Raw genomic sequence first — 14,049 nt, 5'->3', positions numbered from 1 at the left:
CATGGCAACGGTAATGAAGAAGGTTGATGCGGTCATCGTCGGTTTCGGCTGGACCGGCGCGATCATGGCCAAGGAACTCACCGAGGCAGGTCTCAACGTGCTGGCGCTGGAGCGCGGGCCGATGCAGGACACCTACCCCGACGGTAACTATCCGCAGGTGATCGACGAACTCACCTACAGCGTGCGCAAGAAACTCTTTCAGGACATCTCCAAAGAGACGGTGACCATTCGCCACAGCGTCAACGATATCGCCCTGCCCAACCGCCAGTTGGGCGCGTTCCTGCCGGGTAACGGCGTGGGCGGCGCCGGGCTGCACTGGTCCGGTGTGCACTTTCGTGTCGACCCGATCGAGTTGCGCATGCGCAGCCACTACGAAGAACGCTACGGCAAAAGCTTCATCCCCAAGGACATGACCATCCAGGACTTCGGCGTCAGCTATGAAGAGCTGGAGCCGTTTTTCGACTTTGCGGAGAAAGTCTTCGGCACCTCAGGCCAGGCCTGGACCGTGAAGGGCCAGTTGGTCGGTCAGGGCAAGGGCGGCAACCCGTACGCGGCGGATCGCTCCAATCCGTTCCCGCTTGAAGCGCAGAAAAACACCGTGTCCGCCCAGCTGTTCGGCAAAGCGGCGACGGAAGTCGGTTACAAACCCTACAACCTGCCTTCGGCAAATACCTCGGGGCCGTACACCAATCCCTACGGCGCACAGATGGGCCCGTGCAACTTCTGCGGCTTCTGCAGCGGCTACGTCTGCTACATGTATTCCAAGGCCTCGCCGAACGTGAACATTCTGCCGGCGCTCAAGCCGCTGGCGAATTTCGAACTGCGACCCAACTCGCATGTACTGCGGGTCAATCTCGACAGCAGCAAATCGAAAGCCACCGGCGTCACCTACATCGACGGCCAGGGCCGCGAGATCGAGCAGCCCGCGGATCTGGTGATCCTCGGCGCGTTCCAGTTGCACAACGTGCGTCTGATGCTGCTGTCCGGAATCGGCAAACCCTACGACCCGATCAGCGGCGAAGGCGTGGTCGGGCGTAACTTTGCCTACCAGAACATGGCGACCATCAAAGCGTTCTTCGACAAGGACACCCATACCAACAACTTCATCGGCGCCGGCGGCAACGGCGTGGCGGTGGACGATTTCAATGCCGACAACTTCGATCACGGCCCGCACGGTTTCGTCGGCGGCTCGCCGATGTGGGTCAACCAGGCCGGCAGCCGACCGATTGCCGGCACCTCTAACCCGCCGGGCACCCCGGCCTGGGGCAGTGCGTGGAAACGCGCGACTGCCGATTACTATACCCATCAGGTGTCGATGGATGCCCACGGCGCGCATCAGTCCTACCGTGGCAACTACCTCGATCTCGATCCGGTGTACCGCGACGCCTACGGTTTGCCGCTGCTGCGCATGACCTTCGACTGGCAGGAAAACGACATCAAGATGAACCGCTTCATGGTCGAGAAAATGGGCAAGATCGCCGAAGCCATGGGCCCGAAAGCCATCGCGGTGATCGGCAAAAAAGTCGGCGACCACTTCAACACCGCCTCGTACCAGACCACCCACCTCAACGGTGGCGCGATCATGGGTACCGATCCGAAGACCAGCGCGCTGAACCGCTATTTGCAGAGCTGGGACGTGCACAACGTGTTCGTCCCGGGCGCCTCGGCGTTCCCGCAAGGACTGGGCTACAACCCGACCGGTCTGGTGGCGGCGTTGACCTACTGGTCGGCGAAAGCCATCCGCGAGCAATACCTGAAAAACCCCGGCCCGCTGGTGCAGGCTTAAAGGAGCGATGACCATGAAAACTTTCGTTATCGCCACCCTCGCCCTGCTCGCCAGCACGGCAGTTGATGCGGCTGAAGTTGATCAAAATCTGATCAAGCAAGGCGAATACCTCGCCCGCGCCGGTGATTGCGTGGCCTGCCACACGGCCAAGGGCGGCAAGCCGTTCGCCGGCGGTCTGCCGATGGAAACCCCGATCGGCACGATCTACTCGACCAACATCACCCCGGACAAGACCGGTCTGGGCGACTACAGCTTCGAGGACTTCGATCAGGCCGTGCGCCATGGCGTCGCCAAAAACGGCAGCACCTTGTACCCGGCGATGCCCTATCCGTCTTATGCGCGGGTCAACCAGGCCGACATGCAAGCGCTGTATGCGTACTTCATGCACGGCGTCGAACCGGTGGCGCAGGAGAACAGGGCCAGTGACATTCCGTGGCCGCTGAGCATGCGCTGGCCGCTGATGGGCTGGCGCTGGCTGTTCGCGCCGAAGGTCGAGGATTACAAGGCTACGTCGGACGACCCGGTGATTGATCGCGGCGCGTACTTGGTTGAAGGCCTCGGCCACTGCGGTGCCTGTCACACGCCACGCGCGCTGACCATGCAGGAAAAAGCCCTGAGCGCGGCGGACGGCAACGAATTCCTCGCCGGCAGTGCGCCGCTGGAAGGCTGGATCGCCAAGAGCCTGCGCGGCGATCACAAGGATGGCCTGGGCAGCTGGAGCGAAGAGCAACTGGTGCAGTTTTTGAAAACCGGGCGCAGTGATCGCAGTGCGGTGTTCGGTGGCATGAGCGATGTGGTTACTCACAGCATGCAATACATGAGCGATGCCGACCTCACCGCGATTGCCCGCTATCTCAAATCGCTGCCGGCCACTGACCCTGCGGATCAGCCGCATCGGTACGACGAGAAAGCCGCGAAAGCCCTGTGGAACGGTGATGACAGCCAACGCGGCGCATCGGTGTACATCGACAACTGCGCGGCATGCCACCGCACCGACGGCCAGGGCTACACCCGGGTATTCCCGGCGCTGGCGGGCAACCCGGTGCTGCAGACGGACGATCCGACTTCGCTGATCCACATCGTGCTCAAGGGCGGAACCTTGCCAGCGACCCACGCGGCTCCTTCGACCTTCACCATGCCCGGCTTCGCCTGGCGCCTGTCGGATCAGGAAGTCGCGGATGTGGTGAGTTTCATTCGTGGCAGTTGGGGCAACAAGGGTGCGCCGGTGAAAGCTGCCGATGTTGCCGAGTTGCGTACGGAGGATATGAAGCAGACCTCCGGTGACGATCTTGGCCAAGTGACGCAACACAACTGACCACTCGCCCGACGGCACTAGCCAGATGAGGAACGCCCCGATACTGTGCGCATATACAGTATCGGGGCGTTTTTATGTCTACTCCATTGCCACCTCGCGGTCGCGGCACCGCAACCAACCCGCACAATCGCTTTGCGCCGAGTCGCTCGGTGGCCGAGGACGACGGCTGGTATCAGGAAGTACCGGCGACGCAAAACACCGAAGTGATCATCGAAAAAGCCAAATCGATCATCAGCCGCAACACCTCGCCGGATCTGCCCTTCGACCGTTCGCTCAATCCCTATCGCGGCTGCGAACACGGCTGCATCTATTGCTACGCGCGCCCCAGCCACGCCTATTGGGACATGTCGCCGGGCCTCGACTTCGAAACCCGGCTGATCGCCAAGACCAACGCCGCGCAGATCCTGGAAGAACAGCTGAGCAAACCCGGCTATCAATGCGCGCCGATCAATCTCGGTTCCAACACCGACCCGTATCAGCCGATCGAGCGCGAATACCACATCACCCGACAGACCCTGGAAGTGCTGCTGCGCTATCGCCATCCGGTGACCATCGTCACCAAGGGTTCGCTGATTCTGCGCGATCTCGATTTGCTCACCGAACTGGCGCAGCAACGACTGGTGTCGGTGATGATCAGCCTGACCACCCTGGACGACGAACTCAAGCGCATCCTCGAACCGCGCGCCGCTGCGCCCAAGGCGCGCCTGCGCGCGATCCGGGTGATGCGCGAAGCAGGCATTCCGGTGGGCGTGCTGTGTTCGCCGATGATTCCGATGATCAATGACAGTGAAATCGAAAGCCTGCTCACCGAGGCCCACGCTGCCGGTGCGCAAAGTGCCGCCTACATGATGTTGCGCCTGCCGCTGGAAGTCGCGCCGCTGTTCGAGGAGTGGTTGCAGGGGCACTATCCACAGCGTGCCGCGCATGTGCTGAGCCTGATTCGCCAGAGTCGCGGCGGCGAGCTCTACGACAGTCGTTTCGGTGCGCGGATGCGCGGTGAAGGGCCGTTCGCCGACCTGCTTGCGCAGCGCTTTGCCAAGGCGACCAGGAAAGTCGGGCTGAACAAACGCGAGGGCTATAACCTCGACTGCACGGCCTTCTGTCCGCCGGGTCGCCAGATGTCGTTGATTTAGCGACAATTGACTTTGGGTTGACGGGTTGGAATCCTTCCGCCGAAACACGCCGGTCACGTTTTTTGTGACCTGGAACACACGTTCTAGAGCGTTTGATTCAGTTTCAGTTAAGTTTCGGCGGCTACCTTGTTCATCGAGTGACTGACGGGTCGGGATGACCCGGATGGTTTAAACAGCCACTGGCTTCATACCGGAATACCGGGGAAGACTCCCTGAATCCGCACAAGAGGATGAATCATGAGTGACAAGGATAAACAGTCGTTGGCTGCCTCGGCGCAAAGCCCTGAAGCACAATCCGCCGATGCAGCACTGCGACAGATCGTTGATGGCTTTTTACGCTTTCACCATGACGTTTTTCCCCAGCAGGAAGAACTGTTCAAGAAGCTCGCCACCGCCCAGGCGCCCAAGGCGATGTTCATCACCTGCGCCGACTCGCGCATCGTTCCCGAGCTGATTACCCAGAGCTCGCCGGGCGATCTGTTCGTCACCCGTAACGTCGGCAACGTGGTGCCGCCCTACGGTCAGATGAACGGCGGCGTCTCCACCGCGATCGAGTACGCGGTACTGGCGCTGGGCGTGCAGCACATCATCATTTGCGGCCACTCCGATTGCGGCGCCATGCGTGCGGTTCTCAACCCCGACAGCCTGGAAAAAATGCCGACGGTCAAAGCCTGGCTGCGCCACGCCGAAGTCGCAAAAACCATGGTGCACGACAACTGCAACTGCACCGACGAAAAAGAAAGCATGCCGATCCTCACCGAGGAAAACGTCATCGCCCAACTGCAGCACTTGCGTACCCATCCTTCGGTAGCCTCGCGCATGGCGAACGGTCACCTGTTCATCCATGGCTGGGTCTACAACATTGAAACCAGCGAAATCAAAGCTTACGACGCGGACCAGGGTCGTTTCCTGCCTCTCGACGGCAGCCATCCGATTCCTGTGGCGACGCCCAAAGCGCGCTTCTAAATCTTCCCAACAATCTGTGTGGTATGACGCCGGCCGCTGATTCAGCGGCCCGGCCTCGCCACGCCTGAAGAAAACTTCGGGAGAATCGCCATGCGTGCGGCTCAATTGAAAGCTGTGTTGCCACGGGAGCTGCTCGCCTCCGTGGTTGTGTTTCTGGTCGCCCTGCCGCTGTGCATGGGCATCGCGATTGCGTCAGGGCTGCCGCCGGCCAAGGGTCTGATCACCGGCATCATCGGCGGTCTGGTGGTCGGTTGGCTGGCAGGTTCGCCGTTGCAGGTCAGCGGTCCGGCGGCGGGGTTGGCGGTGTTGGTTTTCGAACTGGTGCGCCAGCACGGCATCGAGATGCTCGGACCGATCCTGCTGCTCGCCGGTTTTCTGCAACTGGTCGCCGGGCGACTGAAGCTTGGCTGCTGGTTTCGGGTGACGGCGCCAGCGGTGGTCTACGGCATGCTCGCGGGGATTGGCGTGTTGATTGTGCTCTCGCAAATCCACGTGATGCTCGATGCCAAGCCGCAACCGTCAGGTCTGGACAACCTCACGGCGTTCCCGGCAGCCGTGGCGCAAGCCTTGCCGTCGTTCGGCTGGCAGGCGGGTCTGCTTGGCTTGTCGACGATTGCGGTGATGTGGCTGTGGGAAAAATTCCGTCCGCATTCGCTGCGCTTCATCCCTGGCGCATTGCTCGGTGTGGGTCTGGCGACCGTGGCGAGTCTGATGCTGGCGTTGCAGGTCAAACGCGTTGAAGTACCGGCGAACCTGGCCGAAGCCATCGATTGGCTGAAACCTGCCGACCTGATGAATCTGGCCGACCCGACGCTACTGATTGCCGCGTTTGCCGTGGCATTCATTGCCAGCGCCGAGACCCTGTTGTCCGCCGCAGCGGTGGATCGCATGCACAGCGGCGTGCGTTCGGATTTCGACCGTGAACTGTCGGCGCAAGGTGTCGGCAACATGCTCTGCGGTCTGGTCGGCGCGTTGCCGATGACCGGGGTGATCGTGCGTAGCTCGGCCAACGTCCAGGCCGGTGCGACCACACGTTACTCGACGATCTTCCATGGCCTGTGGCTGCTGGCGTTCGTGCTGTTGCTGTCGAGCGTGTTGCAGAGCATTCCGGTGGCGAGCCTGGCGGGCGTGCTGGTGTATACCGGTTTCAAACTGGTCGACCTCAAAGCCTTCCGTGGTCTGGGTCGTTACGGACGGATGCCGATGTTCACCTACGCCGCCACGGCGCTGGCGATCATCTTCACTGACCTGCTCACAGGTGTGCTGATCGGTTTCGGCCTGACCATGTTGAAGCTGGCGTTCAAGGCTTCGCGCCTGAAGATCAGCCTGATCGACCTGCCGCAGGACGGTGAGATGGAATTGCGTCTGGTCGGTGCGGCGACGTTCCTCAAAGTGCCGGCGCTGACGCAGGTGCTGGGCAGCATCCCTCACGGCACGACCGTGCATGTACCGCTGAACAACCTGAGCTACATCGACCATTCGTGTCTTGAGTTGCTTGAGGAATGGGGCCGGGCGAATGCGGCCAAGGGTTCGAAGCTGTTGATCGAATCGCGTGGGTTGAAGCGACGGCTTGAGGGGCGGGTTCGGACTAACACTGGCATCGGTGCGGCCGGCTAGATAATCCACTGTGAACACAAACCCTGTGGGAGCGAGCCTGCTCGCGAAAGCGGTGTATCCGCCAACAGAGATGTTGAATGATCGACCGCATTCGCGAGCAGGCTCGCTCCCACATTGCATCTATGGAGTATGAGGGTTACGCAGCTGGCTGATCCAGCTCAAGCCCCACACCCAACCGGCGGCTCATGCACGGCCAGCGTTTCCACGCCGCGCCGGTGTCCGGGCTGCTGAGTTTCTCGCGGTAGGCTTCCACCGACTCCAGAGCAAAACTCTCGTCGTTGAGCATCTCATCGATCGCGTGATGCACTGCTTCGTCCAGTTGGTTGGCAAATTCCTCACCGATCAATTGGTGAGCAATCAGGTTGGCGACCGTCATGTCCAGGGGGATCAATGGCTGGCCGAAGTGCTTGATGTACAGGTCGTTGACCTCTTCGACAAAACGGTGCGCCAGATAGGCTTCGTCGAGCAGGCCATCCAGGCCAACGTGTCCGGCCATGATCGCCGGCGGCTGGAGGAAATACTGCTCGGCGATTTTCAGCACCGGTTTGATCTGCGATTCGATGCCCGCTTCCCTGGCGACTTCATTGGCTGCATCCAGGAGGTCGGGTACTTCATCGATGTAGGCGGCAACAAAACGCGTCAGCACACCATTGGCGTCGGCTTCCGGCAACTGGATCGCCGGGTGCAGGTGAGGCAGCTTGCTTTCCAGCTGACGGGTCAGCAGGCCGGTATCTTTTTCGTGCTGTTGGGCTTTTTGGATCTGCTCGCGCAATGCGGCGGTGTTCATGAAAACTCCAGGAAACAAGGCAATGAAATAGGGAAGACATAACTTAGCTGGCTTACGAAAAACGCTAAGACGCATTTGTCATAATTATTTCATCCTTGATGCAGCTGCGTTATATCCATTTGCCACCACTCGTCTGCATCCTTCTCCATTCGGGCACTTGAACGCAAGGGCCGGTTGTTTCAGCTCATTTACGTGTCCGGGTTGCAAATCCCGGGCGCTGTCTATACTCGCCAATGAATGGAGTTAGCTGATGACGCCCGACTGCACCCGCAGCAAGGCCCGGCGATTCAAGTTCGTAGTCTGATGCAGCCGCTCCCTTGCCGCAGGCGATACGCCGGCGGGATAACAAGAACGATAAGGGGAACCCGCAATGATGCGACATCCACATGTCTGGATGGGCCTCCTGTTGTGGTCGATTTTCAGCCCGGCCAACGCGGCGTGGACTGTGAATATGGCGCCTGGAGCGACTGAAATCAGTCACGCAGTATTCGACCTGCACATGACCATTTTCTGGATCTGTGTGGTGATCGGGATCATCGTCTTCGGCGCCATGTTCTGGTCGATGATGGTGCACCGCCGCTCTACCGGCCAGGTCGCGGCCAAATTCCACGAAAGCACCGGCGTCGAGATCATGTGGACCATCGTGCCGCTGCTGATCCTGGTGGCCATGGCCGTCCCCGCCACCGCGACGCTGATCAAGATGTACGACACCAGCGAGCCGGACATCGATATCCAGATCACCGGTTATCAGTGGAAGTGGCACTACAAATACCTGGGCCAGGACGTCGAGTTCTTCAGCAATCTGGCCACTCCCGCCGAGCAGATTCACAACAAGGAAGCCAAGGGCGAGCATTACCTGCTCGAAGTCGACAAGCCGCTGGTGCTGCCGATCGGCGCCAAGGTGCGCTTTCTGGTGACCTCGGCCGACGTCATTCACTCATGGTGGGTGCCGGCGTTTGCGGTCAAGCGCGATGCGATTCCCGGGTTCGTCAACGAAGCCTGGACGCGCATCGACAAGCCCGGCCTCTACCGTGGCCAGTGCGCCGAACTGTGCGGCAAGGATCACGGCTTCATGCCGATCGTGGTCGAGGTCAAGGAGCAGGCCGATTACGAAAAATGGCTCGCCGAGCGCAAGGCCGAGGCGGCGCAACTCAAAGAACTGACCAGCAAGGAATGGACCCTCGACGAGCTCAAGGAGCGCGGCGACAAGGTCTATCACACCACTTGCGTGGCCTGTCACCAGGCCGAAGGCCAGGGCCTGCCACCGATGTTCCCGGCGCTCAAGGGCTCGAAAATCGCCACCGGGCCGATCAAGGATCATTTGAGCATCGTCTATCACGGCAAGCCCGGCACCGCCATGGCGGCGTTCGGCAAACAGCTGTCGGAAGTCGATATTGCAGCGGTAGTGACCTACGAACGTAACGCCTGGGGCAACAACAAGGGCGACATGGTCACGCCAAAAGAAGTGCTGGAGCTGAAACAGGCGGAAAGCAAATGAGCCGGTCAATTGCGTATTCAGTGAACCGGTCGGGGCAGCGCGCCCCGGCCCACCCCGTGCACTTTCGTGAAGGAGACCGGCCATGAGCGCTGTCATCGATGACCACGGTCACGCCGACCACGCCCACGGCCCGGCGAAAGGCCTGATGCGCTGGGTGCTGACCACCAACCACAAGGACATCGGCACGCTGTACCTGTGGTTCGCGTTCTGCATGTTCCTGCTCGGCGGTTCGTTCGCCATGGTCATTCGCGCCGAGCTGTTCCAGCCCGGCCTGCAAATCGTGCAGCCGGAATTCTTCAACCAGATGACCACCATGCACGGTCTGGTGATGGTGTTCGGTGCGGTGATGCCGGCGTTCGTCGGCCTCGCCAACTGGATGATCCCGCTGATGGTCGGCGCGCCGGACATGGCGCTGCCACGGATGAACAACTTCAGTTTCTGGCTGTTGCCGGCGGCGTTTCTGCTGCTGGTGTCGACGCTGTTCACCCCGGGTGGCGGGCCGAATTTCGGCTGGACCTTCTACGCGCCGCTGTCGACAACCTATGCACCCGAAAGCGTGACGTTCTTCATCTTCGCCATCCACTTGATGGGCATCAGTTCGATCATGGGCGCGATCAACGTGGTCGCGACCATCCTCAATCTGCGCGCCCCCGGCATGACCCTGATGAAAATGCCGCTGTTCGTCTGGACCTGGCTGATCACCGCGTTTTTGCTGATCGCAGTGATGCCGGTGCTCGCCGGCTGCGTAACGATGATGCTGATGGACATCCACTTCGGCACCAGTTTTTTCAGCGCTGCCGGCGGCGGTGACCCGGTGCTGTTCCAGCATGTGTTCTGGTTCTTCGGGCATCCCGAGGTGTACATCATGATCCTGCCGGCGTTCGGCGCGGTCAGCCAGATCATCCCGACCTTCGCGCGCAAGCCGCTGTTCGGCTACACCTCGATGGTCTACGCCACGGCGAGCATCGCGTTCCTGTCGTTCATCGTCTGGGCGCACCACATGTTCGTGGTCGGCATCCCACTGGTGGGCGAGCTGTTCTTCATGTACGCGACCATGCTGATCGCCGTACCGACCGGGGTGAAAGTCTTCAACTGGGCGAGCACCATGTGGCAAGGCTCGATGACCTTCGAGACGCCGATGCTGTTTGCCGTGGCGTTCGTCATCCTGTTTTCGATCGGCGGTTTCTCCGGGCTGATGCTGGCGATCGCCCCGGCGGACTTCCAGTATCAGGACACCTACTTCGTGGTCGCGCACTTCCACTATGTGCTGGTGCCGGGGGCGATCTTCGGCATCTTCGCCTCGGCCTATTACTGGCTGCCGAAGTGGACCGGGCACATGTACGACGAGACCCTCGGCAAGCTGCATTTCTGGCTGTCGTTCGTCGGCATGAACCTGACCTTCTTCCCGATGCACTTCGTCGGTCTTGCGGGGATGCCACGGCGAATTCCGGACTACAACCTGCAGTTCGCCGACTTCAACATGGTCTCGTCGATCGGCGCGTTCATGTTCGGCGCCACGCAGATCTTTTTCTTGTTCATCGTGATCAAGACCATCCGCGGCGGCGCCCCGGCCCCGGCGAAACCGTGGGACGGCGCCGAAGGGCTGGAGTGGAGCGTGCCGTCACCGGCGCCGTATCACACCTTTACCACGCCGCCGGAAGTGAAATGAAACGCTCTTCTGCTAACACATCCCCTGTGGCGAGGGAGCTTGCTCCCGCTGGGTTGCGCAGCAGCCCCAAAGATTTTGTGGGCGCTGCGCACCCAAGCGGGAGCAAGCTCCCTCGCCACAAAAGCTTGCTCGCAATTTCGGAGGAGGCATGAACCATGGCTGACTCGATCTCGCTGAAGAAACTCGTCACCCGCCTGCTGCTGGTGGTCGTGGCGATGTTCGTCTTCGGTTTCGCTCTGGTGCCGATCTACGACGTGATGTGCAAAGCCTTCGGCATCAACGGCAAGACCGGCGGCCAGTACGCGGGCGAGCAGGTGGTCGACACTTCACGCCAGGTGCGCGTGCAGTTCCTGTCGACCAACACCGCCGACATGCCGTGGGACTTCTACCCGAAACACGACGAGCTGACCGCCAACCCCGGCGCGGTCAACGAGATGGTGTTCATCGCGCGCAACCCCACCGACAAACCGATGAGTGCGCAAGCCGTGCCGAGCATCGCGCCGAGCAACGCCGCAGCATATTTCCACAAGACCGAATGCTTCTGCTTTACCCAGCAGGTGCTACAACCCGGTGAACAGATCGAGATGCCGGTGCGTTTCATCGTTGACCGCGACATGCCCAAGGAAGTGAAGCACCTGACGCTGTCCTACACGCTGTTCGATATCACCGCCCGACATCCTCCGGTGGCTGTTAACACTGGCGGTTGAGCGTGGCCGATAAGGAGAACAATAAATGGCAACTCATGAGCATTATTACGTCCCGGCCCAGAGCAAATGGCCGATCATCGCCACGCTCGGGATGTTCGTCACCGTGTACGGCCTCGCCACCTGGTTCAACGATCTGAAGGCTGCGCGCCCCGATTCCCACGGCCCGCTGATCTTTTTCGTCGGCGGCCTGCTGCTGGCGTACATGCTGTTCGGCTGGTTCGGTGCGGTGATCAAGGAAAGTCGCGCGGGGTTGTACAGCCCACAGCTGGACCGCTCCTTTCGCTGGGGCATGAGCTGGTTCATCTTTTCCGAAGTGATGTTCTTCGTCGCCTTCTTCGGCGCGCTGTTCTATATCCGCGTGGTTTCCGCGCCCGGGCTGGCCGGTGAAGGTCCCAAGGGTCTATCGGAAATGCTCTGGCCGAACTTTGAGTATGTCTGGCCACTGCTGAACAATCCGGACCCGAAACTGTTCCCGCCGCCCAAGGACGTCATTAGTCCCTGGGGCCTGCCGCTGCTGAATACGATCCTGCTGGTCAGCTCCAGCGTAACCATCACCATCGCCCACCATGCGCTGAAGAAAGGCCATCGCGGCGCGCTGAAACTATGGCTGGCGATCACCGTGCTGCTGGGCCTCGCGTTCCTCGGTTTCCAGGCCGAGGAATACATCCACGCCTACAAAGAGCTGGGGCTGACCCTCGGCTCGGGCATCTACGGCGCGACGTTCTTCATGCTCACCGGGTTCCACGGCGCCCACGTGACCATCGGCACGATCATTCTGTTTGTGATGCTGATGCGGATCATGAAGGGCCATTTCGACAACGAACACCAGTTCGGTTTCGAAGCGGCGAGCTGGTATTGGCACTTTGTCGACGTGGTGTGGATCGGCTTGTTCTTCTTTGTCTATGTGCTTTGACGGCAGCTGCAAGCTTCAAGCGGCAAGCTTCAAGTAAAAGCGGTAAGGCTTCTAACTTGCAGCTTGTAGCTCAACGCTTGCAGCTACCACGGCACGTGGGAGACCAGCTGGCCGCTGTAGAAACCCCAGGCCATCAGGCCGACGGTGACCACGGCCAGTGCCACCCGAACACTCAGGGCGATGACCAGGCGATTGGAGCTGCTGTCGTCCTTGACCAGGAAAAACAGGCCGCTGAACAGGCTGACGACCGTGGCAATCAGCATCAGGACGATCGCTGCTTTGTACATGGCAAGACTCCGGGGGACAGGCAATGCAATTGAGTATAGCGATCGCGATGACTGACTTTGTGGCGCGGCCATGAAGCGCTTTCGCCCGGGCGTGATCCCCACGGTGGTGGTCGCGCTGTTGCTGCCGCTGATGGTCGCGCTGGGCTTCTGGCAACTGGGCCGGGGCGCGGAAAAAACCGCGCTGCTCGCCAGTTACGCCGAACGTCGCGTGGCCGAACCGATGGCCAGCAGTGAACTGCTCGGCAACGCCGACCCGGCCTACCGCCGCGTGCGACTGCACGGTCAGTTCGATGCCGCCCACACTTTGTTGCTCGACAACCGTCAGCGGAGCGGCAAGGTCGGTGTCGAGTTGCTGCAACCGTTTCAGGATCAGCGCAGCGGCCTGTGGCTGCTGGTCAATCGCGGCTGGCTGCCATGGCCCGACCGGCGCGTGCCGCCGCAATTCAGCACACCGGCCGAGACGCTGACATTTGAAGCCTGGGTCTACGTCGCTCCCGGCACGACGTTCCAGTTGCACGCCGATCCGGTCAGCAGTGTCTGGCCGCAAACCATTACCGCTGTCGAGCCGAGCAAATTGTGGCAAACCCTCGAGCGCGACGGCTTCGCCTACGAAGTACGCGCTGAACCCGGCCCGGCCAGCTACCAGACCGATTGGCCAGTAGTCGCGATGGGCCCGGAAAAACACCTCGGCTATGCCGTGCAATGGTTCGCCATGGCCACGGCCCTGCTCGGGCTCTACCTCTATCTTGGCTGGCACAACGCAAAGGAGAAACGCCATGGGAAGCGCCATGAATCCACTCAGCATGTCTGAGGCCAAACCAGCCCCCAGCCGCCGGCGCGGGCGCATTCAGTTGCTGTTGATCGTGCTTGGTGTGGTCGGGCCGATGCTCCTCGCCACCGGCATGTACAAATTGCAGTTCTGGGTGCCGGAAGGACGCAGCTACCACGGCGAGCTGATCGGCAACGGCCAGACCCGCGCCGATCTCGGTGTGCAGGCCGATGAGCAGCGCTGGCAGATTCTGGTCACGGCGCCGAAGGACTGTGCCGTCGATTGCCAGCAACTGGTTTATCTGGCGCGGCAGATCCAGATCAGCCTCGGCCGCGAAGCCGGGCGCGCCAGCCACGCCCTCGCCGCCGCGCAACCGTTAAGCGCCGACTACGCCGCCAAGCTCGATCGCGAATACCCGCAACTGCAGCGTTACCCACTGGATGCCGGCGTGTTTGCCAGGACCACCGGCGACAAAGCCGCGCCGCAGCTGTGGATCGTCGACCCGCACGGCAATCTGGTGCTGCGCTACGAGCCGAATGTGAAGGGCAAGGATCTGCTCAACGACCTGCGGCATCTGCTGAAACTGTCGAACATCGGATAAG

General features: G+C 60.9%; 13 protein-coding genes. 11 read left to right on the top strand and 2 right to left on the bottom strand.

Annotated features, from left to right (window positions below):
- The first annotated feature begins 1 nt into the window (after nt 1).
- The 5 genes from GXB78_RS21300 (at nt 2) to GXB78_RS21280 (ending at nt 6,817) form a co-directional block, all read left to right on the top strand.
- A complete protein-coding gene (locus GXB78_RS21300) occupies nt 2-1,786 on the top strand; it encodes a GMC family oxidoreductase (RefSeq protein WP_329516857.1) in 1,785 nt (594 codons plus the stop codon).
- A gap of 13 nt (nt 1,787-1,799) precedes the next feature.
- Nucleotides 1,800-3,101, top strand: coding sequence for a c-type cytochrome (locus tag GXB78_RS21295; protein WP_329516856.1), 1,302 nt, complete (start codon nt 1,800-1,802; stop codon nt 3,099-3,101).
- A gap of 74 nt (nt 3,102-3,175) precedes the next feature.
- Nucleotides 3,176-4,234 carry a PA0069 family radical SAM protein gene (locus tag GXB78_RS21290; protein ID WP_329516855.1) on the top strand — a complete coding sequence of 353 codons (1,059 nt, stop codon included), beginning with the start codon at nt 3,176-3,178 and terminating at the stop codon, nt 4,232-4,234.
- A gap of 237 nt (nt 4,235-4,471) precedes the next feature.
- Entirely contained in the window at nt 4,472-5,200 is a 729-nt protein-coding gene (locus GXB78_RS21285; protein ID WP_064365244.1) for a carbonic anhydrase, read from the top strand.
- A gap of 90 nt (nt 5,201-5,290) precedes the next feature.
- Nucleotides 5,291-6,817 (top strand): SulP family inorganic anion transporter, encoded by a 1,527-nt coding sequence (locus tag GXB78_RS21280; RefSeq protein WP_125927300.1) that lies wholly within the window; start codon nt 5,291-5,293, stop codon nt 6,815-6,817.
- A 136-nt stretch (nt 6,818-6,953) separates the two neighbouring features.
- Here the strand turns inward: GXB78_RS21280 and GXB78_RS21275 are convergent, their stop codons facing one another.
- A complete protein-coding gene (locus GXB78_RS21275) occupies nt 6,954-7,604 on the bottom strand; it encodes a hypothetical protein (RefSeq protein WP_329516854.1) in 651 nt (216 codons plus the stop codon).
- A gap of 370 nt (nt 7,605-7,974) precedes the next feature.
- Here GXB78_RS21275 and coxB point away from each other — a divergent pair, with 370 nt between their 5' ends.
- The 4 genes from coxB to GXB78_RS21255 all read left to right on the top strand — a co-directional run bounded on the left by coxB (nt 7,975) and on the right by GXB78_RS21255 (nt 12,391).
- A complete protein-coding gene (gene coxB, locus GXB78_RS21270; RefSeq protein ID WP_016772326.1) occupies nt 7,975-9,102 on the top strand; it encodes a cytochrome c oxidase subunit II in 1,128 nt (375 codons plus the stop codon).
- 82 nt (nt 9,103-9,184) lie between these two features.
- Nucleotides 9,185-10,771: a cytochrome c oxidase subunit I gene (gene ctaD / locus GXB78_RS21265; protein ID WP_016772327.1), complete on the top strand. Its 1,587-nt coding sequence runs from the start codon at nt 9,185-9,187 to the stop codon at nt 10,769-10,771.
- A 155-nt stretch (nt 10,772-10,926) separates the two neighbouring features.
- Nucleotides 10,927-11,478, top strand: coding sequence for a cytochrome c oxidase assembly protein (locus GXB78_RS21260; protein ID WP_329516853.1), 552 nt, complete (start codon nt 10,927-10,929; stop codon nt 11,476-11,478).
- 25 nt (nt 11,479-11,503) lie between these two features.
- Complete coding sequence (locus tag GXB78_RS21255; protein WP_329516852.1) at nt 11,504-12,391, top strand: cytochrome c oxidase subunit 3; 888 nt, start codon at nt 11,504-11,506, stop codon at nt 12,389-12,391.
- An 83-nt stretch (nt 12,392-12,474) separates the two neighbouring features.
- Here GXB78_RS21255 and GXB78_RS21250 read toward each other — a convergent pair whose 3' ends face one another.
- Nucleotides 12,475-12,678 carry a twin transmembrane helix small protein gene (locus tag GXB78_RS21250; RefSeq protein WP_329516851.1) on the bottom strand — a complete coding sequence of 68 codons (204 nt, stop codon included), beginning with the start codon at nt 12,676-12,678 and terminating at the stop codon, nt 12,475-12,477.
- 70 nt (nt 12,679-12,748) lie between these two features.
- Here GXB78_RS21250 and GXB78_RS21245 point away from each other — a divergent pair, with 70 nt between their 5' ends.
- Together GXB78_RS21245 and GXB78_RS21240 are read left to right on the top strand one after the other, a co-directional pair.
- Nucleotides 12,749-13,489, top strand: a complete 741-nt coding sequence (locus GXB78_RS21245; RefSeq protein ID WP_329516850.1) for an SURF1 family protein — start codon at nt 12,749-12,751, stop codon at nt 13,487-13,489.
- Entirely contained in the window at nt 13,455-14,048 is a 594-nt protein-coding gene (locus GXB78_RS21240) for a hypothetical protein (RefSeq protein ID WP_329516849.1), read from the top strand. The genes GXB78_RS21245 and GXB78_RS21240 overlap by 35 nt, the downstream gene beginning before the upstream one ends.
- Nucleotide 14,049 lies beyond the last annotated feature (1 nt).

The sequence above is a fragment of the Pseudomonas moraviensis subsp. stanleyae genome (assembly GCF_036283065.1).
Classification (GTDB): Bacteria; Pseudomonadota; Gammaproteobacteria; order Pseudomonadales; family Pseudomonadaceae; genus Aquipseudomonas; species Aquipseudomonas stanleyae.
This window is presented reverse-complemented; position numbering and strand designations above follow the sequence as displayed.

Excerpts from the sequence above, each read along its gene's own strand:
- GXB78_RS21290 (WP_329516855.1), top strand. The coding sequence starts at position 3,176 with ATGTCTACTCCATTGCCACCTCGCGGTCGCGGCACCGCAACCAACCCG.
- GXB78_RS21285 (WP_064365244.1), top strand. The coding sequence starts at position 4,472 with ATGAGTGACAAGGATAAACAGTCGTTGGCTGCCTCGGCGCAAAGCCCT.
- GXB78_RS21250 (WP_329516851.1), bottom strand. The coding sequence starts at position 12,678 with ATGTACAAAGCAGCGATCGTCCTGATGCTGATTGCCACGGTCGTCAGC.
- GXB78_RS21300 (WP_329516857.1), top strand. The coding sequence starts at position 2 with ATGGCAACGGTAATGAAGAAGGTTGATGCGGTCATCGTCGGTTTCGGC.
- GXB78_RS21245 (WP_329516850.1), top strand. The coding sequence starts at position 12,749 with ATGAAGCGCTTTCGCCCGGGCGTGATCCCCACGGTGGTGGTCGCGCTG.
- ctaD (WP_016772327.1), top strand. The coding sequence starts at position 9,185 with ATGAGCGCTGTCATCGATGACCACGGTCACGCCGACCACGCCCACGGC.
- GXB78_RS21280 (WP_125927300.1), top strand. The coding sequence starts at position 5,291 with ATGCGTGCGGCTCAATTGAAAGCTGTGTTGCCACGGGAGCTGCTCGCC.
- GXB78_RS21275 (WP_329516854.1), bottom strand. The coding sequence starts at position 7,604 with ATGAACACCGCCGCATTGCGCGAGCAGATCCAAAAAGCCCAACAGCAC.
- coxB (WP_016772326.1), top strand. The coding sequence starts at position 7,975 with ATGATGCGACATCCACATGTCTGGATGGGCCTCCTGTTGTGGTCGATT.
- GXB78_RS21260 (WP_329516853.1), top strand. The coding sequence starts at position 10,927 with ATGGCTGACTCGATCTCGCTGAAGAAACTCGTCACCCGCCTGCTGCTG.
- GXB78_RS21255 (WP_329516852.1), top strand. The coding sequence starts at position 11,504 with ATGGCAACTCATGAGCATTATTACGTCCCGGCCCAGAGCAAATGGCCG.
- GXB78_RS21295 (WP_329516856.1), top strand. The coding sequence starts at position 1,800 with ATGAAAACTTTCGTTATCGCCACCCTCGCCCTGCTCGCCAGCACGGCA.
- GXB78_RS21240 (WP_329516849.1), top strand. The coding sequence starts at position 13,455 with ATGGGAAGCGCCATGAATCCACTCAGCATGTCTGAGGCCAAACCAGCC.